Annotated in this window: 20 protein-coding genes and 1 riboswitch; of the genes, 15 read left to right on the top strand and 5 right to left on the bottom strand. The window is 63.2% G+C overall.

Annotated elements, in window-relative coordinates; all coding sequences use genetic code 11:
* Window positions 1–22: 22 nt before the first annotated feature.
* The 4 genes from CX511_RS14435 to CX511_RS14420 all read left to right on the top strand — a co-directional run bounded on the left by CX511_RS14435 (window position 23) and on the right by CX511_RS14420 (window position 5,900).
* On the top strand, window positions 23–1,600 hold the full coding sequence (locus CX511_RS14435) for an amidase (protein ID WP_101292542.1): 1,578 nt from the start codon (window positions 23–25) through the stop codon (window positions 1,598–1,600).
* Window positions 1,601–1,736: 136 nt separating this feature from the next.
* The gene (locus tag CX511_RS14430) at window positions 1,737–3,446 is read left to right on the top strand and encodes an FAD-binding protein (RefSeq protein ID WP_045186077.1); all 1,710 of its coding nucleotides are present in this window, start codon (window positions 1,737–1,739) and stop codon (window positions 3,444–3,446) included.
* An 8-nt stretch (window positions 3,447–3,454) separates the two neighbouring features.
* A complete protein-coding gene (locus tag CX511_RS14425; protein WP_101292540.1) occupies window positions 3,455–5,164 on the top strand; it encodes an FAD-binding protein in 1,710 nt (569 codons plus the stop codon).
* Window positions 5,142–5,900 (top strand): glucose 1-dehydrogenase, encoded by a 759-nt coding sequence (locus CX511_RS14420; RefSeq protein ID WP_101292538.1) that lies wholly within the window; start codon window positions 5,142–5,144, stop codon window positions 5,898–5,900. Before CX511_RS14425 ends, CX511_RS14420 begins: the two co-directional genes overlap by 23 nt.
* Window positions 5,901–6,005: 105 nt before the next feature.
* Here the strand turns inward: CX511_RS14420 and CX511_RS14415 are convergent, their stop codons facing one another.
* Window positions 6,006–6,791: an enoyl-CoA hydratase gene (locus tag CX511_RS14415; RefSeq protein WP_101292536.1), complete on the bottom strand. Its 786-nt coding sequence runs from the start codon at window positions 6,789–6,791 to the stop codon at window positions 6,006–6,008.
* Between the two features lie 136 nt (window positions 6,792–6,927).
* Here CX511_RS14415 and CX511_RS14410 point away from each other — a divergent pair, with 136 nt between their 5' ends.
* From CX511_RS14410 to CX511_RS14365, 10 genes are all read left to right on the top strand, one after another.
* Window positions 6,928–7,713: an SDR family oxidoreductase gene (locus CX511_RS14410; protein WP_045186085.1), complete on the top strand. Its 786-nt coding sequence runs from the start codon at window positions 6,928–6,930 to the stop codon at window positions 7,711–7,713.
* Window positions 7,714–7,769: 56 nt separating this feature from the next.
* Window positions 7,770–8,753, top strand: a complete 984-nt coding sequence (locus tag CX511_RS14405) for a bifunctional MaoC family dehydratase N-terminal/OB-fold nucleic acid binding domain-containing protein (RefSeq protein WP_101292534.1) — start codon at window positions 7,770–7,772, stop codon at window positions 8,751–8,753.
* Window positions 8,750–9,883, top strand: a complete 1,134-nt coding sequence (locus CX511_RS14400) for an acyl-CoA dehydrogenase family protein (RefSeq protein ID WP_045186087.1) — start codon at window positions 8,750–8,752, stop codon at window positions 9,881–9,883. Before CX511_RS14405 ends, CX511_RS14400 begins: the two co-directional genes overlap by 4 nt.
* Window positions 9,855–10,274, top strand: a complete 420-nt coding sequence (locus CX511_RS14395; protein ID WP_101292533.1) for a MaoC family dehydratase — start codon at window positions 9,855–9,857, stop codon at window positions 10,272–10,274. Before CX511_RS14400 ends, CX511_RS14395 begins: the two co-directional genes overlap by 29 nt.
* Before the next feature lie 17 nt (window positions 10,275–10,291).
* Window positions 10,292–11,470: a lipid-transfer protein gene (locus CX511_RS14390; RefSeq protein ID WP_045186089.1), complete on the top strand. Its 1,179-nt coding sequence runs from the start codon at window positions 10,292–10,294 to the stop codon at window positions 11,468–11,470.
* Window positions 11,471–11,480: 10 nt separating this feature from the next.
* The gene (locus CX511_RS14385; RefSeq protein WP_101292531.1) at window positions 11,481–12,650 is read left to right on the top strand and encodes an acyl-CoA dehydrogenase family protein; all 1,170 of its coding nucleotides are present in this window, start codon (window positions 11,481–11,483) and stop codon (window positions 12,648–12,650) included.
* 30 nt (window positions 12,651–12,680) lie between these two features.
* On the top strand, window positions 12,681–13,886 hold the full coding sequence (locus tag CX511_RS14380; protein WP_101292529.1) for an acyl-CoA dehydrogenase family protein: 1,206 nt from the start codon (window positions 12,681–12,683) through the stop codon (window positions 13,884–13,886).
* Entirely contained in the window at window positions 13,883–15,037 is a 1,155-nt protein-coding gene (locus CX511_RS14375; RefSeq protein ID WP_101292527.1) for an acyl-CoA dehydrogenase family protein, read from the top strand. The genes CX511_RS14380 and CX511_RS14375 overlap by 4 nt, the downstream gene beginning before the upstream one ends.
* Window positions 15,038–15,049: 12 nt before the next feature.
* Entirely contained in the window at window positions 15,050–16,738 is a 1,689-nt protein-coding gene (locus CX511_RS14370) for a class I adenylate-forming enzyme family protein (RefSeq protein WP_101292525.1), read from the top strand.
* A gap of 80 nt (window positions 16,739–16,818) precedes the next feature.
* Window positions 16,819–18,201, top strand: coding sequence for a DUF1329 domain-containing protein (locus CX511_RS14365; protein ID WP_045186097.1), 1,383 nt, complete (start codon window positions 16,819–16,821; stop codon window positions 18,199–18,201).
* A 161-nt stretch (window positions 18,202–18,362) separates the two neighbouring features.
* Here CX511_RS14365 and CX511_RS14360 read toward each other — a convergent pair whose 3' ends face one another.
* The 4 genes from CX511_RS14360 to gspG form a co-directional block, all read right to left on the bottom strand.
* Window positions 18,363–19,022: a TenA family protein gene (locus tag CX511_RS14360; protein WP_045186099.1), complete on the bottom strand. Its 660-nt coding sequence runs from the start codon at window positions 19,020–19,022 to the stop codon at window positions 18,363–18,365.
* A 3-nt stretch (window positions 19,023–19,025) separates the two neighbouring features.
* A complete protein-coding gene (locus CX511_RS14355; protein WP_045186101.1) occupies window positions 19,026–19,673 on the bottom strand; it encodes a TenA family protein in 648 nt (215 codons plus the stop codon).
* 79 nt (window positions 19,674–19,752) lie between these two features.
* A riboswitch (TPP riboswitch) is annotated at window positions 19,753–19,867 on the bottom strand.
* Between the two features lie 38 nt (window positions 19,868–19,905).
* Window positions 19,906–21,093, bottom strand: a complete 1,188-nt coding sequence (locus tag CX511_RS14350; RefSeq protein WP_101292523.1) for a type II secretion system F family protein — start codon at window positions 21,091–21,093, stop codon at window positions 19,906–19,908.
* Between the two features lie 15 nt (window positions 21,094–21,108).
* Entirely contained in the window at window positions 21,109–21,531 is a 423-nt protein-coding gene (gspG, locus tag CX511_RS14345) for a type II secretion system major pseudopilin GspG (protein ID WP_045186106.1), read from the bottom strand.
* Between the two features lie 177 nt (window positions 21,532–21,708).
* Between gspG and CX511_RS14340 the strand changes: the two genes are divergently transcribed.
* Window positions 21,709–22,314 carry a lytic transglycosylase domain-containing protein gene (locus CX511_RS14340; RefSeq protein WP_045186108.1) on the top strand — a complete coding sequence of 202 codons (606 nt, stop codon included), beginning with the start codon at window positions 21,709–21,711 and terminating at the stop codon, window positions 22,312–22,314.
* The last annotated feature ends 71 nt before the right edge of the window (window positions 22,315–22,385 follow it).

The raw sequence follows: 22,385 nt of genomic DNA, 5'->3' as shown, positions 1-22,385 counted from the left end.
GAACCTTGAACAGGAAGTAGCCATGACCGAGTACCGCAGCGAAACCCCGTCTTCAACCACTGAAGCGCCTGGCATTTGGCCCCGGCGTAGCGTGCTCAAGGCGGGTGCCTTGGTGGCGGGTGTCGGTATGCTCGGACGCTTTGCCGATGCCCGTGCTGCCGGTCTTTCGGACCGTGAGTATCAGGGCCTGGATGCCTGGGCCATGAGTGAGGCGGTGCGCAAGGGGGAGCTTAGCGCTGAAGACCTGCTGGCCGCAGCCCTGGCGCGTTGCAGCGCGGTCAATGGCAAGGTCAAGGCGGTCAACATGCTGCATGAAGACTATGCCCGCGCGCTGCTCGCTCAACGTGGCAAGCCTCTTACCGAGGGCGCGTTGGCCGGGGTGCCAATATTGATCAAGGACCTCAACACCTACCTTAAAGGCACGGTCACCAGCAACGGCAGTCGTTTGTTCAAGGATGCACCGCCGGCGACCCGCACCAGCACGCTGATCAGCCGTTACGAGCTGGCCGGCGCCGTGCCGTTTGGCAAGACAACCTGCCCGGAGTTCGGCCTGACCACCACCACCGAGTCGCTGCTCTGGGGGCAGACCCGCAACCCCTGGAACCTGGAACACAGCGCGGGTGGCTCCTCCGGCGGCGCGGCCAGTGCCGTGGCGGCCGGGATCGTGCCGGTGGCGCATGCTACCGACGGCGGTGGCTCGATCCGTATTCCGGCGTCTTATTGTGGCTTGGTCGGGCTAAAGCCCAGCCGCTACCGCACGCCTAGCGGTCCGGGGCATTTTGAAGGCTGGTTTGGTGCCAGTGTCGGCAATGTGGTGTCGCGCAGTGTTCGCGACATGGCCTTGTTTCTTGATGTGGGGCAGGGCCATGAGGCGGGTAGCCCGTACTGGAGTGCGCCTTTGACCCGGCCTTACATTGAGGAGCTTGAGCGCGAACCCGGCAAATTGCGCATCGCGGTGGTGCGTCAGTCGTTGACCGGCTCACCGTTGGAGCCGGCGATTGCCGCGGCCCTGGAGCAGACCATCAAACAATTGACGGGGCTGGGGCATGAGCTGGAGGAACTGACACTGGGGGTCGATCCGCGTCAGATGTTCGGTGCTCATGGCACAGTTATCGGCACGGCCCTGACCACCCTGGTGAAAGATCGAGAGCAGGTGCTGGGACGGGCGGTAACGGCACAGGACCTGGAGAAGATCACCCAGGTGGTGCTTGAACGGGCGCGGGGAACCACGGGCGAGGGATTGTATCGGGCGCGGCAGTCGTTTGAGGCTATTGGCGCGTTGATGGAAAGTCACTTTGAGCGTTTTGACCTGATCCTTTCACCCGTGACGGCCAACCTGACCCCGCGTATTGGGCTGTTGTCGCTGGATCAGCCTTGGGACAGTTACGCCCAGCATGCGATGGGCAGTGCCGGGTTTACTGCGCTGGCCAACGTCAGCGGGCAGCCAGCCATCTCGCTGCCGCTGGGCTGGAGCGAGGAGGGCTTGCCGGTGGGCATGATGTTCACCGCACGCCTGGGTGGGGAGGATGGCTTATTGCGCCTGGCCCGGCAGATGGAGCAGGCACAGCCTTGGGCGGGCAAGCGCGCCCTCGTTGTCTGATTATCGCCTGGCCAGCGATGCAGACGCAGCGCAACGGCTGACAGGGGTAGGTCCCCATCTAGTCCGGATTGACGATGAGCCCGCCAGACACGGAGTCGATCATCGACGCTGTCCTTCAGCCAATGGCATAACAATAATGACAGCTCAAGTTCAGACTCAAACGGCCTACGACGTCATTGTCGTCGGTTCGGGTGCCGGGGCCATGGCCTCGGCGGTATTTCTCGCCGATCAGGGCTTCAGTGTGCTGATCGTGGAAAAGAGCGACAAGTACGGCGGCACCTCGGCGATTTCCGGCGGCGGTATCTGGATTCCGAACAATCACTACTTCTCCCGCAAGGGCGGTAACGACAGCGTCGAACAGGCCTTGACCTACCTGAAGGCCGCCGCCGGTGACCAGGTCGAGGAAGCGCGTTTGCGCGCCTACCTGGTCAACGCGCCGAAGATGATCGAGACCCTCACCCGCACCAGCCGCGTGCGCTATGCGGTGGCGGAAAAGTACCCAGACTACTACCCAGATCTGCCCGGTTCCTTGCCAGGCGGTCGCACCCTGGACCCTGAGCTGTTCGACACCAGCCTGTTGGGTGAGGAACTGGACAACCTGCGCAAGCCGTCGCCCTCAACCCTGCTGATGGGCCGCATCGCCTGGACTGCCCGCCATGCGCACAAGGCCATGGCCCGAGGCTTTGGTTGGCAGTTGCTGATCCTCGGCTTGATGCTGCGCTACAAGCTCGATTTCAAATGGCGGCGCAAGAGCAAGTATGACCGCCGCGCCGCCTTGGGCAGTTCGCTGGTGGCTTCGCTGCGCCGTTCGTTGATGGACCGCAATGTACCGCTGTGGCTGAACACCGACTTCGCCAGTCTGATCAGCGAAAACGGGCGAATCACTGGCGTGACGGTGACCCGCGACGGCCGCGAACTGGCTCTCAAGGCGCGCCACGGCGTGATTCTGGGCTCCGGTGGTTTCGAGCAAAACCAGGCGCTGCGTGAGCAGTACCTGCCGCAACCGACGCGCATGGCCTGGAGTGCCACACCGCCGGGCAACAATACCGGTGCCGCGTTGCAGGCCGGCATGGCCCAGGGTGCGGCCACGGCGTTGATGGACTGGGCCTGGTGGGCGCCGACCATCGCCGTGCCCGGCGAGGAAAAGCCCCGTGGCATCTTTGCCGAGCGGGCGTTCCCCGGTGCCATTGTGGTCAATGGCCTGGGCCAGCGTTTCGTCAATGAGGCGGCGCCGTACCTGGAGTTTGTCGACGCCATGTACCACGACAACCAGGTTACCGGCGGCAACAGCGTACCGGCCTGGGTGGTCTTTGACGGTCACTTCCGCCAGCACTACGCCATGGGCCCGTTGATGCCGGCCCAGGTCATGCCCGACAGCCGCCTGCGTAAGGAGTGGCGCAATGCCCTGTACTGGAAAGCCGACACCCTGGCTGAGCTGGCGCAGTTGATCGGCGTTGACGCCGCCGGGCTGGAAAACACCGTGGCCAAAGTCAATGACTACGCCCGCACTGGCGTCGATCCGGATTTTGGCCGCGGCGGCAACGTCTTCGACCGCTACTACGGCGACAGCAACATCAAACCCAACCCGTGTCTGGCGCCGCTGCGCAAGGGGCCTTTCTATGCCATGCGCATGGACGCCGGCGACATCGGCACCAAGGGCGGCCTGCTGACCAACGCCGATGCCCAGGTGGTGCGTGAGGATGGCCAGCCGATCAGCGGCCTGTATGCCATCGGCAACTGCTCGGCCTCGGTCATGGGCACCCGCTATCCCGGTGCCGGTGGCACCCTGGGGCCGGCGCTGACTTTCGCCTATGTGGCCGCTAATCACCTTGCCAGCCAACGCTAGGAGCTGTCATGCAGACGACCGATACCCCTTCAAGCTGCAGCGCCATCCTCGCGCCGTTGCGGGTCAGCGACAGCCATACACTGAAGTGGGATGAGCAGTGTGACGTGCTGGTCATCGGCTGGGGGGCGGCGGGTGCCTGTGCCGCCCTCGAAGCCCGGGCCAATGGTGTCGATGTGCTGATTGCCGACCGCTTCACTGGCGGCGGTGCCAGTGCCAAGAGTGGCGGCGTGGTGTACGCCGGCGGTGGTACCCGTCAGCAGCGCGCCGCTGGCATTAGCGACAGCCCGCAAGCGATGTTCGATTACCTCAAGCACGAAACCTGCGGCGTGGTCAGCGATAACACTCTGCAGCGATTCTGCGAGCAGAGTGTGGCCAACCTCGAATGGCTGCAAAGCCACGGCGCGCCCTACAGTCATGAGATGCCGCCAGGCGGCAAGACCTCGTATCCGGCTGATGGCTATTTTCTCTACTATTCGGGTAACGAACTGGTGCCGTCGCACACCGGCAGCCAGCCGCCCGCACCCCGCGGCCATCGCACCGTGGGCAAGGGCCAATGTGGCGCGGTGCTTTACGCTCACCTGCACAGCGCCTGCCTCAAGGCCGGAGTACGGCCGTTGCTGCAATCGGCGGCCCGGCGCTTGGTTCAGGACAACCAGGGCCGGGTGATCGGTGCCGAACTGTGGCGCCTGCCACCTGGTAGCGAAGCGGCCAAGACCCACGCACGCCTGGCTGCCCGCGCCGAACGCTGGCAGAACTTCGCACCGGGCTACTGCGACCGCTTGCGCCAGCGCGTCAGCCAACTGGAACGCGAACACGCACGGCCTTATCGGGTGCGCGCGCGCCAGGGAGTAGTACTCAGCACCGGCGGCTTTATCTTCAACCGTGAGCTGATGCGCGAGCATGCGCCGGACTACCGACGCAACTTCAAGGTCGGTGCCACCGGTTGCGATGGCAGTGGCTTGCGCCTGGGTCAGAGTGCCGGGGCAGCCAGCGCCGGGCTGGAGCGGGTATCGGCCTGGCGCTTCATCAATCCACCGCACTGCTGGCCGAAAGGGATCGTGGTCAACCGTGAGGGCCAACGCTTCTGTAACGAGGAAGTCTATGGCGCCACCCTGGGCCAGCCCTTGATGGAGGAGCAGGGCGGTCGTGCCTGGCTAGTGCTTGATGCCAGGCTGCGGGCTAAGGCCATTCGCCAGGCGCTGTTTGGCGGGTACTGGTGGTTCCAGAGCTTGCCTGCCTTGATGCTGATGCTGTGCAAACCACGCAAGGGCAAGACCGCTGCACAGTTGGCCAAGGCCAGCGGCATGCAGGTCGAGGCCTTGAGCCAGGCCCTGCAGCGCAACAATGCCGCAGCCCGTGGTGAGGCCGAAGATGCTTTCGGGAAATCCCCCGGCAGCCGTCAGGTCCTCGATCAGGGGCCGTTTTACGCCTGTGACATTTCGGTAGGTAACCCGATCTTTCCCCTTGGCGCGCTGACCTTGGGCGGGCTGAAAGTGGATGAAGACACGGGCGCTGCCCTTGACGCGCAAGGTCAGCCTATCTCCGGCTTGTATGCCGCCGGGCGTACGGCCCTGGGTATCCCTTCGCATTTGTATATCAGTGGCCTGTCGCTGGCCGATTGTGTGTTCTCAGGGCGTCGCGCAGGTGATGCGATCGCAAGGCAAGTCTGCAACCCAACACAACAAGGAGTGGCTTATGACACGACGAGTGCAAGGTAAGATCGCCCTGGTTACCGGCGGTGCGAACGGTATCGGTCGTGCGTGTGCACGCCTGTTGGCCGCCGAAGGTGCGCAGGTCGTGATCAGCGATATCGACGAGGTTGAGGGTCAAGCGCTGGCGCAGGAAATCGGCGCAGCGGCTGTATTCGTTCGTCACGATGCCAGCAGCGAACACGACTGGCAGCAGGTCATGGTGTTCATCGGCGAGCGGTATGGTCGCCTCGACATCCTCTTTAACAACGCTGGCATCCTGCGCAAGGGTTCGATAGAGGAGGCATCGTTGGAGGACTGGCACAAGGTACTGCGCATCAACAGCGACAGCGTGTTCCTCGGTTGTCGTGAAGCGATTGCGTTGATGAAGGCCACCGGCGGCTCGATCATCAACATGTCGTCGATTGCGGCGTTGGCTGGGCGTGCTGACTACCTGGCGTATAGCGCCTCGAAAGGTGCCGTGGCGGCGTTATCGCGGTCGGTGGCTGTGCATTGTCGCCAGCGTAAATACCGTATTCGTTGCAACACCCTGCACCCCGACAGCGTGCTCACCGATATGACCCGCGCCAGCTGGCCGGTCGGGCTCGACCCCGCGCGCATGACCATCGACAGCGACCCGATGCAACGCACCTGCCTGCCCGAGGATGTCGCCGCCAGCGTGCTGTTTTTGGCCAGTGACGAGTCGCGGGCGATCAATGGCGTCGAGTTGCGGGTCGACAGTGGGCAGTTGTTGATGAGTATTTAAATACCCGACGTAGCCGCTGCCGCCAGGCTGCGATCGACTGCGAAGCAGGCGCCAGGGACGGTTGCCTGTTGCGGCCTGGTGGCAGCGGCTACCAGGTGAAAGGCGTCAGTACCCTTCAAACCGCGCAGGACGTTTGTCGATAAACGCCTGCATGCCTTCCTTCTGGTCACGCGACGCGAACAACAACGCATTGGCCTTGCGCTCCAATGCCAACCCCGCTTCCAGTGGCGCGTCCATACCGGCGAGAATCACTTCCTTGATCTGTTCCGCCGCCAACGCCGGCATTGCCGCAATCACGGCCGCCAGCTCCAGGGCTTTGGCCTGCACCTGATCGTCGTCGACCAGATCGCTGACCAGCCCTGCCACCCAGGCTTCTTCGGCACTGATCGGCTGCCCGGTCAGGGCCATGCGCATGGCCTTGACCTTGCCCACTGCCCGTACCAGACGTTGCGTGCCGCCAATGCCGGGCATGATGCCGATGCGAATTTCCGGCTGGCAGAAGCGCGCGCCACGGCCAGCGACGATCAGGTCGGCGAGCATCGCCAGTTCGCAGCCGCCGCCATAGGCATAGCCGCATACCGCGGCAATCACCGGCTTTGGGCAATGCTGAATCGGCGCCCAGACCCGCTCGGTATGACGCTTGTAGATATCGATGGCGCCAACCCCGGCCATGCTGGTGATGTCCCCCCCGGCAGCAAACACCTTGTCGCCACCGGTGAGCAGGATGCAGCGCACCTGCGGGTCTTCGGCCAGGGCGATGAAGTGCGTCGAAAGCAGTGCCTGCAGTTCAAGGCTCAGGGCATTGGTAGCCTGCGGCCGGTTCAGGCGCAGCAGGGCCACGCCTGGCAGCGGGTATTCGAGCAGTACCGGCAAAGCGGCGGAATCGGTCATGGGCATCCTCGTGCGCACGTATCGTTGGCCGCCAGTGTCCTTGCCTGAGCCTGCGTAATTCATCGTCCGTTCAGACGAAGTACGCGGCGAACGTTGTCCCTAGAGTGGGCCTTGTCAAAAGAACAAGGAACACGACATGGCACAGCACACGGGGTTTGATTTCAGCGGCAAGGTGGTGCTCATCACTGGCGGCACCAAGGGTATCGGTGCGGGGATCGCCAGCGAATTTCTCGCCGCCGGTGCCCAGGTGATCGTCTGTGCCCGGCATGCACCACTGCAGGTGCCCGCGCATGGTAGCAACAGCGCGGCGTTTATTCCGGCCGACGTGCGTGACAGCGATTCGCTGCAAGCGCTGTTCGATGCAATCAGCCATGAATATGGCCGTCTCGATGTGCTCATCAACAACGCGGGTGGCAGCCCCCGGGCACCGGCCGCCGAGGCCTCGCCCCGTTTTCACGAGAGCATCATCCGCCTCAACCTGATCGCGCCCTTCAATGTGGCCCAGCACGCCAACCGACTGATGCAGGCGCAGACCGACGGCGGTTGCATCCTGTTCATCGGCAGCATCAGTGCCTTGCGTTCATCACCGGGCACTGCTGCCTATGGCGCGGCGAAAGCCGGCGTGTTGGCGCTGGTGCAATCGCTGGCGGTGGAGTGGGCGCCGAAGGTGCGGGTGGTGGCGGTCAGTCCTGGCCTGGTGCTGACCGAACAGGCGCATTTGCATTACGGCACCGACGCCGGCATCGCCGCGGTGAGTGCCGGTATCCCAGCGGGGCGCATGGCGGCCGCAGAAGATATCGCCAACGCCTGCCTGTACATGGCTTCACCGCTGGCCGCCTATGCCAGCGGCTGCAACCTGCTGCTGCATGGCGGCGGCGAGCGCCCGGCTTTTCTCGACGCGGCCCAGGTGCTGCCGACCTGATCGACCCCGGCAGCGCCGGCGTGCCGGCCGCTGCCCTCACTGTGCAGGAGACGACTGTGGCAGATCCACAATTGCTGTCCAATGTGAGCGCCCTGGTGGGGCGCCAATACGGGCGGGTGTACGCCTGGGATGAGGTAAACGCACCGATGATCCGCCAATGGTGCGAGATCATGGGCGTCAACAACCCGCTCTACACCAACCCCGCCGCGGCCCTCGAAAGTGTCCATGAAGGTCTGATCGCGCCGCCGGCGATGCTTCAGGTGTGGACCCTGGAAGGTTTTCACGCCAACAACTACCCGCCTGGGTCCACCGCCGAGAATCCCTACGAAGTGCTCAAGCTGTTTGAGCAGTACGGTTACAACTCAGTGGTGGCCGTGAACTCCGAGCTGAGCTTTACCCGGCCTTTGCGTCTGGGTGAGAAGCTGTACTACACCACACGCCTGGCGTCGGTTGGAGAAGAGAAAACCACCGGCCTGGGTACGGGTTTCTTCGTCACCCTGGTGATGAGCCATTTCGTCGAGAAAGCCTCGGGTGATGAACCTGTGGGCGAACTGTTGTTCCGGGTCTTCAAGTTCCGCCCGGCGGCTGCCCAGGCACCCGCTGCAGCCAGCAGTGAAACGCCGGTGACAGCCAAGCGTCCGCTGCCAGGCATCAGCGACGATACCCGTTTCTTCTGGGAAGGCTGTGCCAAGGGACAGCTGCTGATTCAGCGCTGTAGCGCCTGCTCGACCTTGCGTCACCCACCGGCACCGGTGTGTATCCAGTGCCACAGCTTTGATTGGGACACCGTCCAGGCCAGCGGCCGGGCCAGCCTGTATTCGTTCGTGGTCATGCATTACCCGGTGGTGGCGCCGTTTGAGCACCCTAACCCCATCGGCCTGATCGAGCTGGAGGAGGGCGTGCGTCTGATCGCGGGGCTGGTCGGCGTCGAGCCTGGGCAGCTGCAGATTGGCCAGCGCCTGCAGGTTGAATTTCAGGTTTTCGACGCGCAACAGACCTTGCCGCTGTTCCGCCCGGTTGTGGACCAGGAGGCGTCATGAACTTCGACCTGAGCGACGACCAGCGCGCTATTGCGCAGATGGCCGACAGCCTGTTTGCCGATCATTGCGACGACGATGCCTTGCGCCTCTGGGACAGCAGCGGCGAAGCGATGATGGGAGATCTCTGGGGCCTGTGCGTGGAAACCGGCCTGCACGCCCTGGCGATTCCCGAGCACGCCGGCGGCAGCGACCTGGGCATGACCGAGCTGATGTTGGTGCTTCAGGCCCAAGGCCGCAGCCTTGGCCAGGTACCGCTGTGGCGACACCAGTTGGCGGCGGCCACCCTGGCCTATTTTGCCTTGGCTGACGCGGCCACATGGGCAGCTCGCGCTGCCGCCGCCGAGGTCATCCTGACGTTGTCGGTTGAAGCCCGCGCTAGCGCGTGTGGCATCGAGTTGCAGGCGCAACCTTGTGAAGGCGGCTGGTTGCTCAATGGCCGCGTGTCAGCACTCGCCTTCGGCTTGCAAGCCCAGGCCGCGCTGGTCCTGGCCGAAGCCGAAGGCCAGGCGCGCTTGGTGCTGCTGGACCTGAGCGCGGCGCAGATTCGCCGGGTGCCTGGGGTGCTCAGTCATGGCGAGCCGGTCGCCGAAGTCCAGGTCGAAGGCTTGCGCATCAGCGCCGAGCAGTTGTTGCCGGGGCCAGCGCTGGACTGGCTGGAAGCACGCAGTCAGGCGGCACTGGCGGCGCTGCAGTTGGGGGTCAGTGATGAGCATATCCGCCGCACCGTGGCCTATGTCAGCGAGCGCGAGCAGTTCGGTCGTGCGATCGGCAGCTTTCAGGCGGTGCAGATGCGCATGGCTGATGCGCATATCGACCTTGAAGCGTTGCGCAGCGCGCTCTGGCAACTGTGCTATCGGCTTGACGCCGGCCTTGCCGCGCCGTCCGAAGCCCTGGCTACGGCCTACCTGGCCTGCGAAGCCGGGCACCGCATCGGCCACAGCGCGCAGCACGTGCATGGCGGCATTGGCGTCGACCTGACGTACCCGATTCACCGTTTTCTTTACTGGAGCCGCGCCCTGGGCCTTGCCCTGGGGGGATCGGCCGCATGCCTGGAACGCCTTGGCCACTGGCTGGGCGATAACGACAAGCTGGGATGGAAATATGACCTCGATGAACACCAAGTGCTTTGACGACGTGCAGCCCGGCGAAGCGTTGCCGGAGCTGGTGATCCCGATCACCGTCGGCCTGATCGCGGGTGGCGCGATTGCCACCCGCGACTACTTTCCCGGCCACCATGACGTCGACGCGGCCAAAGCCCTGGGCTCGCCGCACATTTTCATGAACATCCTCACCACCAATGGCCTGGTGCAGCGCTTTGTCGAAGGTTGGGCAGGGCCGCAGGCGCAGTTCGTGTCGCTGAAGATCAAGCTCGGTGCGCCCAACTACCCCGGCGACCGCATGACCTTCAGTGGCAGCGTGACGGGTCAGGACCCGGCCACCCGCACGGTGGAAGTGACCCTGAGCGGCAAGAATTCCATGGGCAATCACGTGACCGGCACGGTCGCGCTGATCTTGCCCTGACAGGCGGAGACATACAGATGACCGATTCATCGATTAGCGGGCGCGCCGCCATTGTTGGCCTCGGCGCCACCGAATTTTCCAAGCACTCCGGGCGTACCGAATTGCGTTTGGCGATGGAGGCCACCTTGAGTGCGCTCAAGGATGCCGGCATCGACCCGTCCGAGGTCGAGGGCTTTAGCTCCTACTCGGTGGACAAGGTGCCCGAGTACGAGATCGCCCGCCTGCTCGGCTGCAAGGACGTCAAGTTCTTCTCCCAGGTGCCGCATGGCGGCGGTGCGGCCTGCGGGCCGGTGATGCATGCGGCCATGGCGGTGGCCACCGGTGTGGCCAAGGTGGTGGTGGTCTATCGAGCGATGAACGAGCGCTCCTGGTACCGCTTCGGCACCGGCACCTACGGTTTTGCCTCGACGCCGATCTTCGAGAACGTCAACTACGGCTGGTACATGCCCCACGGCTTCCACACCCCGGCGGCCTGGGTCGGCATGTTCGCCCAGCGCTACATGCACACCTACGGCGCCACCTCCGAGGACTTCGGCCGGGTGGCCGTGGCGGTACGCGACTTTGCCGCGACCAACCCGGCGGCGTTCTTCCATGGCAAGCCGATCACCCTGGAAGAACACCAGGCCTCGCGCTGGATTTGCGAGCCGCTGCACTTGCTCGACTGCTGCCAGGAGTCTGATGGCGCCGTGGCCATGGTCATCACCTCGGCCGAACGTGCCCGTGACTTGCCGCAAAAGCCGGTGATCATCAAGGCCGGCTCCCAGGGCATCACCAGTGGTCAGCAGATCATGACCTCGTTCTACCGTGACGACATCACCGGCCTGCCGGAAATGGGCGTGGTGGCGCGTGAGCTGTACCGTCAGGCCAAGCTCGGCCCTGAAGATTTGCAAACCGCAGTGATCTACGACCATTTCACCCCCTTCGTGCTGCCGCAGCTGGAAGAGTTCGGCTTTGCCCGTCGCGGCGAGGCCAAGGAATTCATCCGCGCCGGCCACCATGCCCGTGGCGGCAAGTTGCCGATCAATACCCACGGCGGGCAACTGGGTGAAGCCTATATCCATGGCATGAACGGTGTTGCCGAGGCGGTGCGCCAGGTGCGTGGCAGCGCAGTCAACCAGGTGGCTGATGTTCACAACGTGCTGGTCACCGCCGGTACTGGCGTACCCACCAGCGGCCTGATTCTCGGCGCAGCCTAAGGAGCCGCTCATGTTCGTTGATCTCACCCCCGAGCAACAGGCGCTGCGCCACCAGGTGCGCGATTACTTTCAGGCGCTGATGACCCCGCTACTGCGCGAACAGCTACGCGGCCAGGAAGGCGGCGAGCTGTTTCGCCAGACCGTTCGGCAGATGGGCCGTGATGGCTGGCTGGCCGTGGGCTGGCCCAAGGAACACGGTGGCCAGGGCTACGCGGCCACCGAGCAATTGATCTTCTTTGAAGAAGCCAACATTGCCGGCGCACCGCTGCCGTTCGTGACCATCAGCACAGTTGGCCCGGCGTTGATTGCCCATGGCAGTGCACTGCAAAAGGAGCGCTTTCTGCCCGGTATCGCCGCTGGCGAAATCATGTTCGCCATCGGCTACTCCGAGCCTGGCGCTGGCAGCGACTTGGCGGTGCTCAAGACCACGGCGCGGCCAGAAGACGACCATTTTGTGGTCAACGGCAACAAACTCTGGACCTCTGGCGCTGAATCGGCCGACTACATCTGGCTGGCTGCGCGCACCGATCCGAGCCAGGCGCGGCACAAGGGCGTATCGATCCTGATACTCGACACGCAACTGCCGGGCTTTTCCAGCACCTTGATCCCGACCACCAGCAACCCGACCGCCGCGACCTATTACGACAACGTACGGGTGCCTCGGGACATGCTCGTCGGTGAGCTGCACGGCGGTTGGAAGCTGATCACCGCGCAACTCAACCATGAGCGCCTGGGCCTGGGGTCCTGGTCGGACAAGGTCGCTGGGCTGTTTCGCCGGGTCTACTTGTGGGCGCGCAGTCGCGACGAACAGGGGCGCCGAGCGATGGACCAGGCCTGGGTACGCAGCTCGCTTGCCGAGTGCTATGCACGTTTGGAGGCCATGCGCCTGATCAACTTTCGCATTGCCGCCGACCTTGAACAGGAACGCATCGACGTGGCGCTGGCCTCGACCACCAAGGTCTATGGCTCGGAGTCGGCAATTGAAATCCTGCGTCGGCTCGCCGCGATCGTCGGTGCCAATGGTGCGCTGCGCAGCGGTTCGGCGGCGGCCCTGCTGCATGGCGATCTGGAGTACGAGGTGCGCGCCTCGGTGACGGTGACCTTCGGCGGTGGCACCAACGAGATCCAGCGCGAGCTGATCGCCCAGTTCGGCCTGGGCATGCCGCGTCCACAGCGCTAGGGCCATCCAACAATAACAAGGGTCAAACATATGAGCACCATCGAGCAATTCAGGCACGACACCCGGGCTTGGCTTGAGGCCAACTGCCCGGCTTCGATGCGCACCGCCATGGGCGAGGGAGACGTGGTCTGGGGCGCGCAACAACCGCAGTTCCCCAGCAGCGACGCGCAGTTGTGGTTCGAGCGCATGCGCGACAGAGGCTGGTTCTGTCCCGAGTGGCCACAAGAATACGGCGGCGCTGGGTTGAGTGCTGAACAGCTGGCGGTGCTGGAAGGCGAGATGCGTCGCCTCAAGTGTCGGCCGCCGCAAATCAACCTGGGTGTATGGATGCTCGGCCCGGTGCTGCTGGAATTTGGCAGTGAGGAGCAAAAACGCACCTTGCTGCCGCCCATGGCCCGTGGCGAGGTGCGCTGGTGTCAGGGCTTTTCCGAGCCCAACGCCGGATCGGACCTGGCCAGCCTGAAGATGAGCGCCCGCGACGCTGGCGATCACTTCGTCGTCGATGGCAGCAAAATCTGGACCTCCTACGGTGACAAGTCCGATTGGATGTATGCGCTGGTGCGCACTGACCCGGCGGCGCCCAAGCATGAAGGCATCAGCCTGATCGTGCTGGACATGCGCAGCCCTGGGGTCAATCCGGTGCCGATTGACCTGATCAGCGGCAAATCGGCGTTTTGCCAGGTGTTCTTCGACGGTGTGAACGTCCCCAAAAGCCAGTTGATCGGGCCGCTCAATGGTGGCTGGAACCTGGCCAAGCGCCTGTTGCAGCACGAGCGCAAGGCGATGTCCAAGTTCGGCGAAATCAGCCTGCCATCCCATGTCGACCTGCTGGCGTTGCTGCGTCAGTACTTACCGCATCCGCGCAGCCAGAGCGAGCACGTGCTGCAGGGTCGCGCTGTGGCCTGCGCGATGAACGAGCGGGCCTATGACCTGACGGTACAGCGCATGGGCCAGGCGGCCCAGGTCGGCGACGACATCAGCGGCCTGATGGCAATCATGAAACTGGTGCACACCGAACAGGAGCGCGACAAGTTCGAAGTGCTGCTCGACCTCATGGGAGCCCATGCCATGGGCTGGCAGCTCGATCCCTTCACTGAGCAGCAGTTGGCAATAACCCGCGGCTGGCTCAACAGCTACGCCCTGACCATCTCCGGCGGCGCGTCGGAGGTGCAGCTCAATGTGATTGCCAAGCGCGTGCTTGGCCTGCCCGATGCCAAGAAAGGAGTGACGCCATGAACCTGGTCTACAGCGACGAACAGCGATTGCTGGCCGACAGCGCGCGCGACTTTCTGGCCGCTCGTAGCCCGGTTTCCGCCCAGCGCCGTCTGCGTGACCAACGCGGTAGCGAGGGTTTCGACGCGCAATTGTGGCGCGATGCGGTGGCGTTGGGATGGAGCGCCATTCCGTTCCCCGAGCACTTGGGTGGCCTGGATTTCGGCTGCATGGGCCTGGGGCCGATCTTCGAAGCCATTGGCCGCAACCTGTCGGCGACACCGTTGTTGTCCAGCGTGGTGCTCGGCGGCTCGCTGCTGCACCTGGCCGGTAACGCTGCACAGCAGGATCGTTGGCTGGCGCCGTTGATCGCCGGTGACCTGCGCCTGGCCCTGGCCCTCGACGAACAGGCCCGTCACGCGCCACAGGACACGGCGCTTGAAGCTCGCGCCGAGGGCGACGGCTATTGCCTGCAGGGCGAGAAGTACTGGGTGCTCGACGGCCTGGGTGCTGATGCCTACCTGGTCGCGGCACGCGTCGTCGGCCAGGCCGGTGACGAGCAGGGCATCAGCCTGTTCCTGTTGCCTGCCGACACGCCTGGTTTGCGCTGCAGCGCATTGCCGTTGATCGATGCGCGCAACTGCGCACGCTTGCGCCTTGAGCAGGTGCGCGTCGGGCGCGAGGCACTGCTCGGGCGGGTCGGGGCGGGCTGGGCCAGCCTTGATCTGGCCCTGGACCGTGGCCGGGCGTGCCTGGCGGCGGAGCTGCTGGGCGCTGCCGAGCAATTGTTTGACACCACTCTGGAATATCTCAAGACCCGCGTTCAGTTCGACACGCCGATTGGCAGCTTCCAGGCCCTGCAGCATCGCGCCGCGCAGCTGTATGTCGACCTGGCGTTGAGCCGCAGCGCGGTCATGGCTGCCCTTGCCGCATTGGATGACCACAGTCTGGACGCTAGCGCGCGTGGGCGGCTGGTCAGCCTGGCCAAATGGAAAGCCGGTGATAGCGCCTTGAAGGTCAGTAACGAAGCGGTGCAGATGCATGGCGGCATCGGTGTTACCGACGAACTGGACGTCGGCCTGTACCTGAAACGGGTACGTGTCGCCCAGGCTTGCCTGGGGGATCGCGACTTTCATTGCGAGCGCTATGCGGCCCTGAGCACGACGTGCGCCTGAGCGGAGAAGACTATGACCGAGCAACGCTGGCACAGCGCCTGGGCGCAACTGATTGCACCCGGTTCACCCTTTGAAGTAGTCACCCCGGCAGGCGGGGGGACGCGCTATTTTCGGCAAACGGCGGCGAACCTGTCGCAGGCCATCGACGCCGGTCGCGTGCATGGCGACCGCGAGTTCCTGGTCTGGCAGGGCCAGCGTCTGACTTTCACCCAGTACTTCGACCAGGTCGATCGTCTCGCCGGGCAATTGAGCGAAACCTATCAACTGCAGCCGGGTGCGCGGGTGGCGATTGCCATGCGCAATCAGCCGGCCTGGCTGGTGGCGTTTGCCGCGATCCAGCGTTGCGGCGCGGTGTGTGTACCACTCAATAGCTGGGGCTTGCGAGATGAGTTGGTGCATGGCCTGCAGGACAGCGGCGCCAGCCTGCTGTTGTGTGATGACGCCCGCCTGCAGGTGCTGACCGATGACCTGGCGGCTAAGGGCCTGGCGACCATTGTCGTCGGCGCCAATGCGCAGCAGCCCCTGGCCGCGCACTGCGCGGGCTATGAGTCGTTGCTGGCTGCGGTGCCTTTGCCGGTGCCTACGCTTGACCTCGATCCTGATGCACCGGCCTTGATTCTCTACACCTCGGGCACCACCCGCCGCGCCAAGGGCGTGCTGTCCAGCCACCGGGCGATCTGCCAGGCGCTGACCGCGCTGGAGTTTCAGGGGGCGTTCTGCGCCCTGAGTTCGCCCGAGCGGATCAGTGTGGTGGTCAACAGCGGCTTTGCCCCGACCACCTTGATGGCGGTGCCGTTGTTCCATGTCAGCGGCTTGCATGCGCAGTTCCTCCTGGCCCTGCGCGCCGGCCGACGCCTGGTGCTGATGTACAAGTGGGATGTCGAGCAAGCCTTGAACCTGATCCGTGACGAGGGCTGCACCCAGTTCAATGGCGCGCCGGTGATGATGCAGCAGTTGCTTGCCTCACCACGTTTTGCTGGCCCGCACACTGCCAGTCTGTTTGGCATGGGCCTGGGTGGCGGTGCGTCGTCGAGCGCCTTGCTCGCCAGCATGATTGAGCGCAAGCCCGATGCCATCGGCGGCAGCGGCTATGGCCTGACCGAAAGCAATGGTATCGGCGCTGCCATCGGGGGTGACCAGTTCGTCTACAAGCCCGCCAGCTGCGGGTGGCCGTTGCCGATTGTCGATGTACGTATTGGTGACGATCCCCAGCAGCCGTTGCCAGCCGGTACCCCCGGTTTGATCTGGTTGCGTTCACCGACGCTGATGAGTGGTTACTGGAACCTGCCCGAGGAAAGCGCTGCGACCTTGCGCGAGGGGTGGCTCGATACCGGTGACACTGGCTACCTCGATGAAGAGGGTTTTCTGTGCATCAGTGGCCGGGTCAAGGATCTGATTAACCGGGGTGGCGAGAAAGTTTCCGCCGCCGAGATCGAGGCCTGTATTTGCGACATGCCAGGGGTCGAGGAGGCCGCCGCGTTCGCCGTTCCCGACCCGCACCTGGGCGAGGCGGTGGCCCTGGCTATTCGTGCTGCCGAACGTCTGGATGCCGAGACCATTCGCGCCTATATCGCAGCGCGGCTGGCAGCTTACAAAGTACCCGCACAGGTCTACCTGCACACCACACCACTGCCGCGAAATGCCACCGGCAAAGTGCTCAAGGCTGAACTGCAAAAAACCATCGCCCAGTTCGATTCTTAGTCTTTCCGGACGATGAATACGCCGCCAGAACGCGAAGAATGGGTAACACCCGAAAGCCTTATCAGCGAAGGAGGCAATACATGAAAATAACAACAACAGGTGTCGTGCTCGCGGCCGCCATGGTGGCCAATACCGCTTTGATCGGTAGCGCAGCGGCGCAGGTGTCGCCCCAGGAAGCCGACAAGCTGGGCAAGGAGCTGACCTGCGTCGGTGCCGAAAAAGCCGGAAACGCCGCCGGTACTATCCCGCCGTACACCGGTAAGTACTTGGGCGAAGTGCCAGGCTGGAACCATGTGAAATTCTCTGGTGACCAGCCAGTGGACCCTTACGCTGCAGAACAGCCGATCCTGGTGATCACGGCGCAGAACATGGCGCAGTACGAAGCGAACCTGACCGACGGCCAGAAAGCGTTGCTGAAAAAGTACCCCAGCTCGTACAAGATGAATATTTACCCTGGCCACCGCGATTTCCGCTACCCGGATTATGTCTGCGATCGCGCCAAGTACAACGCCCTGCATGCCAAACTGGTCGATGATGGCATGGGCATCGAAGGGCTCGGTCAGATTCCGTTCCCGATTCCCAAGAGCGGTATGGAAGTGCTGTGGAACCACCAGTTGCCGGCGCGTGCTTACACCGAAGAGAAGGTCAGCGACCTGGCCTCGGTCTTGCCCAACGGCAGCATCGGCTGGGGGCGCGCCCATGCGCGCAACCTGTCCCAGGCCAACTCGCCAACCGTCGAGCCCAAGACCGAAGACAAGATCCAGGCCATGAGCTACAACACCACGCTCAAGCCGGCCCGTGATAACGGCGTGATCAGCATTTCCCACGAACCCTATAATTTCCTCGCCAACCCGCGTCAGGCCTGGAACTACAGCCCGTCCACCCGTCGCGTGCGGCAGATGCCCGGTTATGGCTACGACCAGCCCATGATCGGCACCAACGGCACCATGACGGTCGACGAGGACCGCCTGTTCAACGGCTCACCGGAGCGTTTCACCTGGAAACTGCTGGGCAAGCGCGAAATCTTCAGCCCGGCCAACGCCTACAAGGCCAACGCGGCGACGGTGAAGTACGCCGAATTGCTCACGCCCAACCATCCCAACCCTGAGTACATGCGGTATGAGTTGCGGCGAGTGTGGGTCGTGGAGGCTGACCTGAAGGAAGGTTACCGCCACGTCTATGGCAAACGCGTGCTGTTCATCGATGAAGACACCTGGAACGCGGTCATGGCCGACAACTACGACGCCCGTGGGCAGTTGTGGAAGCATGCGATGCTCAACTACTACTACCACCCGGACATGAGTGGCTGGCAGGCTGGTTCGCAGTTTTTCATGGACCTGAACTCGGGGCAGTACACCGGTTACGGCATGACCAACGAGGCGAAGAAGGGGCCGATTCTCAACGAAGCGAAGTTCACCCCGGACATGTACACCTCGGACGCGGCGCGGGCTATCGGGCGCTGACAGGCCCTCTTGCATTATTTGTGCGAGATACCGTCATGTGCTGATTCTGTGGGAGCTGGCCTTGCCAGCGATGCAGGCACCGAGCAATAGCTGACACCGCACCGATGCCATCGCCGGCAAGCCCGGCTCCCACAAATTTATCTGCAAGCCCGGCTGTGGTCCTAGCGGGTGTCCAGGCCCATCTGCCAGAAGTCCGCTTCCAGCCGCGAAGCCTGGGCGAACAGCTTGGCCAGCTCTTCGAAACGGCGTTCAGTCATTGCCCGTGAGGCCAGGTCGTCCAGGTGCGCACGGGCCGCGTTGGCAACGCCCTGATAGCCCTCACCGGCATATTCACCAATCCAGTCGCGATACGGATGATCTGCCAGCGCCTCGATGCCATTTGGCGTCAGGTTGCGGCCGATTTCGGCGTAGCCAATGACGCAAGGCGCCAAGGCCACATGCAGGTCCAGCAAATCACCCGCAGCGCCACAGTCGAGGACAAAGCGGGTGTAGGCCACAGTCGCTTGATGCTCCGGTGTGGCGGCCAGGTCCTCGGGCGACAACCCCCAACGTTGGCACAGCCGCACATGCAGCTCGGTTTCATCAAGGATCGCCGCCAACCCTGCTTGCGCAGCGCGAATATCGGCGAGCGTGCGGCTCTTGTAAGCCGCCAGGGCCCAGGAACGGGCGAACTGGATCAGAAACAGATAGTCCTGCACCAAGTATTTGCGAAAGGCTGGCTGAGCGAGGGTGCCCGCGCCCATCTGGCGGACGAAGTCATGGTCGACGTAGCGGTTCCAGTCTGCAGCGGCGGCTTGTTTCAGGCGATCAAAGATGTCCATGGCTTATCCCTTGATGTCGTAAGCAGCGTCGAAAAAAGCGTGCTCCAGCGCAACCGCGCGCAGGAAGAAGTCGGTACTGATCTGCGCTTGCGCCGGCCCCACACGGTCCAGCTCAGCGCGCAAGAAGGCGACGAAGCTTTGAAAGTCCGGATTGTCGTGGAGGGTGATCCATTCAGCGTGCTCAAAGCGCGGCGGCAATTGTTTCGGTGCACGCAGCGCCCAATCCAGATAAAGCCCCTCGGCGACGTTGAGCACCGCCAGTGCCGCGGCATAAGATCGGGTGGCGGCCGCTTCGCGCATGATGGCCTTGAAACCTGCAGTCGGCACCGCGTCGGGAGCTTCCAGGCGCTGCGCCTCACTGACCCCAAGGGCCTCGAAGGCACGCAGGAAGTAAGTGTTCTCCTCACCGCAAATCACCCCAGTGAAACGGCCCAGGCGAATTCGTGCCTCGAAGGTGTCGGCAGTAGCAATGGCCGCGCCGAGCAGGGTCAGGAAGGCATCGATGAAGCGGTGATCCTGGATCAGGTAATTGATCAGCACTGCATCGTCCAGGGTGCCGTCGAGCAATTCATTGACGAAGCGGTGTTCGATCGATTGCGTCCAGCTCGGTTCGCTCTGGCGGCGAAGGGTATCGGTGAAGCGTTCGGCCATGGTGCTGTCCTCAAAGATGGCGACAGCGAGACCGGATAACTCAGACATCGGCGGCCTCGCAGTGAGACCGGCAAAAAGGCAGGTTGGCAATCCCCATCCCTTCGCCGGCATGATCCGGATCAGGTTCGAAGGGTCACCGCGCTGCAGCTGCTAGCGGTTTCTCAGCCCGTTGCCGGGCTCCCCTTGGTGGCCGAATCTATACAGCAACTGGGTTGGATTGTCACGTTGGTGGCTAGTGAATGCTGGAAGCCAGCTCAAAGATCGGCATGTACATCAGGATCACGATAAAGCCGATCAGCAAACCAATGAAGGTCATCAGCAGGGGTTCGAACAGGCGCACGAACCATTCGATCCAGCGGCTGATTTCTTCGTCGTAGAAGTCGGCGCTGCGCTCCATCATCTGTCCGAGGTTGCCCGACTGTTCGCCCGCGCGCAGCAAACGCAGCGACACTGGCGTCACCAATTGTCCGGCTTCTAGCGCCGCCGACAACGACAGCCCTTCACGCACCCGTTCACACGCATGCTCCAGGCGCTGCTTGGCGGCGACGCCGAGCAAGCCGCGGGCCATTTCCATGGCGGTGAGAATCGGAATGCCGCCTTGAAGCAAGATACCCAAGGAGCGATAGAACCGCGCCAGTTCATACATCACCAGGCGCCGGTGCAGGGCCGGCAGGCGCTCCAGTTGACGGTTCAACCAACGTCGCACCCGTGGGTCGCGGCGCACCATGAACAGGCTGCCCATGAGCCCGAGAAAGCCAAGGCCCAGCGGCGCCTGGTGAGCATGCAAAAACATCCCGGCTTGCATCAGCCACCGCGAGAGCCACGGCAGTTCGGTGCCCAGGCCCTCAAATACCAGGCTGAAACGTGGCACCACATAACCGAGCAAAAACAGCACTACACCGCCACCGACCAGTAGCAGCAACAGTGGATAGATCGAGGCGCTGACGATCTTTTGCCGCACTTCGTCCATGCGTTTGCGGTAGGCGACGTAGCGGCCCAAGGCATCACCGAGGGCGCCGGTTTTCTCGCTCGATTGCACCAGCGCGATATACAGTGGCGGGAACACACTGGGTAATTGAGCCAAGGCTTGAGAGAAGGATTTACCCTCATAGAGCAGGCGCACCAGCTCACCGAGGGTCTTGCGTGCCTGCGGCGCCGCTTCTTTTTCGGCCAGGCTTTCCAGTGCATCAATCAGTGGCAGGCCGGCATTGAGCAGGGTGGTCAGCTCCTGGCTGAACAACACCAGATCGAACGTTTCGCGGCGACGCCAACGCAACTTGGCAAACTGCTCGCAGTTACGCACGCTGACCACCCGCAAACCTTGTTGCTCAGCCTGCAGGCGCGCTTGTCCGGCGTCCTGGGCGTCGAGCGTGAGCAACACCACTCCGGTTTTCCCCAATGCCTTGAGCTCAAAGCGCATGTGCTGATCCTCCGCTTACTGCCAGCTGGTGACCTCGGCGTTCTCGCCTTCGCCACCGGGCTGACCGTCTTTGCCCATGGAGAGCAGGTCGTACTCGCCGTTTTCCCCGGGTTGGCGATAGATGTAATTGCGCCCCCACGGGTCTTGGGGGACTTTTTTCTGCAAGTAGGGGCCCGACCAGCGGGTCTCGTCGCTGGGTGCCGTAACCAGCGCCTGTAGCCCTTGCTCGGAATTGGGGTAATGCCCCACTTCCAGGCGATACAGGTCCAGGGCTTTGCTCAAACCTTCGATCTGCGCCCGTGCCACCTTGGCCTCCGAACGCCCCAACTGGCTGAAATATTTGGGCGCGACGATACCCGCTAGCAAACCCAGTACCACCAACACCACCAGCAGTTCGAGCAGGGTGAATCCCTGTTGTGTGCCTTTTTTTTTGTTCATGCCAAGGCCCTCCATCGTGTGCCTACAAGGCCACATGCAATTGCCGTGCGCGTCTGCGCCGAGTCTTTGCGCTGTGGGCCTGGCAAGGCGGCACAGTGCTTGCGTCAGTAGCTCAAAGCCTCGGCAATCGGGGCATATGCCCCACTTTTCGGGGAACGCAACGGGGAGGGCGCAATCATGCACTGGCTCACTGCGGGAATTGTTGTCTGGCTGAGTGTGACCGATCCGGTCCTGGCTGATGTGTACATTTCGATCAAGGCTGACGGCGGCTATGTCCTGTCCAACGTCCACCGCCCGGGTCGCAAGTATGAACGGGTGGTCAGCGAGCCTGAAGTAGGCCTGGCCAGCAGCGGTCAGGCGCAACTGATCACCGGTATGCCCTATGCCGAGCTGGTAGCGGCGGCGGCCGAAGCCAACGACCTGCCACCGGCATTGCTGCATGCGGTGATCCAGGCCGAGTCGCGCTACAACCCCAATGCCCGTTCCGCCAGCGGTGCGGTCGGGTTGATGCAGCTGATGCCGGACACTGCACGCGAGTTGGGGGTCAAGAACGCCTTGGACCCGGCTTCGAACATCAAGGGGGGAGCACGCTACCTCAAGCGCATGCTCACCCTGTTCGACAACGACATTACCTTGGCCGTCGCGGCCTATAACGCTGGGCCTGACGCGGTGATGCGGCGTGGACGGGTAGTGCCGCCGTATGCCGAGACCCAGCGTTATGTGCCGAAAGTGTTGCGCCAGTACCGGCGGTTGCAGGGCTTGGCGATGGACGCACCGTTGTGACGGTGTCTGGACAGGGCCCCCTAAATGTGGGGAATACCGGGGGAAAATCCCCAATTGAGATTCATTCAGTA

Origin of the sequence: Pseudomonas sp. S06B 330 (assembly GCF_002845275.2) — a bacterium.
Classification (GTDB): domain Bacteria; phylum Pseudomonadota; class Gammaproteobacteria; order Pseudomonadales; family Pseudomonadaceae; genus Aquipseudomonas.
Note: the sequence above shows the minus strand (reverse complement) of the source record. Positions and strands in the feature narration are given on the sequence as shown.

Excerpts from the sequence above, each read along its gene's own strand:
- CX511_RS14410 (WP_045186085.1), top strand. The coding sequence starts at position 6,928 with ATGGCACAGCACACGGGGTTTGATTTCAGCGGCAAGGTGGTGCTCATC.
- CX511_RS14390 (WP_045186089.1), top strand. The coding sequence starts at position 10,292 with ATGACCGATTCATCGATTAGCGGGCGCGCCGCCATTGTTGGCCTCGGC.
- CX511_RS14435 (WP_101292542.1), top strand. The coding sequence starts at position 23 with ATGACCGAGTACCGCAGCGAAACCCCGTCTTCAACCACTGAAGCGCCT.
- CX511_RS14420 (WP_101292538.1), top strand. The coding sequence starts at position 5,142 with ATGACACGACGAGTGCAAGGTAAGATCGCCCTGGTTACCGGCGGTGCG.
- CX511_RS14415 (WP_101292536.1), bottom strand. The coding sequence starts at position 6,791 with ATGACCGATTCCGCCGCTTTGCCGGTACTGCTCGAATACCCGCTGCCA.
- CX511_RS14385 (WP_101292531.1), top strand. The coding sequence starts at position 11,481 with ATGTTCGTTGATCTCACCCCCGAGCAACAGGCGCTGCGCCACCAGGTG.
- CX511_RS14425 (WP_101292540.1), top strand. The coding sequence starts at position 3,455 with ATGCAGACGACCGATACCCCTTCAAGCTGCAGCGCCATCCTCGCGCCG.
- CX511_RS14400 (WP_045186087.1), top strand. The coding sequence starts at position 8,750 with ATGAACTTCGACCTGAGCGACGACCAGCGCGCTATTGCGCAGATGGCC.
- CX511_RS14370 (WP_101292525.1), top strand. The coding sequence starts at position 15,050 with ATGACCGAGCAACGCTGGCACAGCGCCTGGGCGCAACTGATTGCACCC.
- CX511_RS14430 (WP_045186077.1), top strand. The coding sequence starts at position 1,737 with ATGACAGCTCAAGTTCAGACTCAAACGGCCTACGACGTCATTGTCGTC.
- CX511_RS14395 (WP_101292533.1), top strand. The coding sequence starts at position 9,855 with ATGACCTCGATGAACACCAAGTGCTTTGACGACGTGCAGCCCGGCGAA.
- CX511_RS14355 (WP_045186101.1), bottom strand. The coding sequence starts at position 19,673 with ATGGCCGAACGCTTCACCGATACCCTTCGCCGCCAGAGCGAACCGAGC.
- CX511_RS14375 (WP_101292527.1), top strand. The coding sequence starts at position 13,883 with ATGAACCTGGTCTACAGCGACGAACAGCGATTGCTGGCCGACAGCGCG.
- CX511_RS14340 (WP_045186108.1), top strand. The coding sequence starts at position 21,709 with ATGCACTGGCTCACTGCGGGAATTGTTGTCTGGCTGAGTGTGACCGAT.
- CX511_RS14365 (WP_045186097.1), top strand. The coding sequence starts at position 16,819 with ATGAAAATAACAACAACAGGTGTCGTGCTCGCGGCCGCCATGGTGGCC.
- CX511_RS14360 (WP_045186099.1), bottom strand. The coding sequence starts at position 19,022 with ATGGACATCTTTGATCGCCTGAAACAAGCCGCCGCTGCAGACTGGAAC.
- CX511_RS14380 (WP_101292529.1), top strand. The coding sequence starts at position 12,681 with ATGAGCACCATCGAGCAATTCAGGCACGACACCCGGGCTTGGCTTGAG.
- gspG (WP_045186106.1), bottom strand. The coding sequence starts at position 21,531 with ATGAACAAAAAAAAAGGCACACAACAGGGATTCACCCTGCTCGAACTG.
- CX511_RS14350 (WP_101292523.1), bottom strand. The coding sequence starts at position 21,093 with ATGCGCTTTGAGCTCAAGGCATTGGGGAAAACCGGAGTGGTGTTGCTC.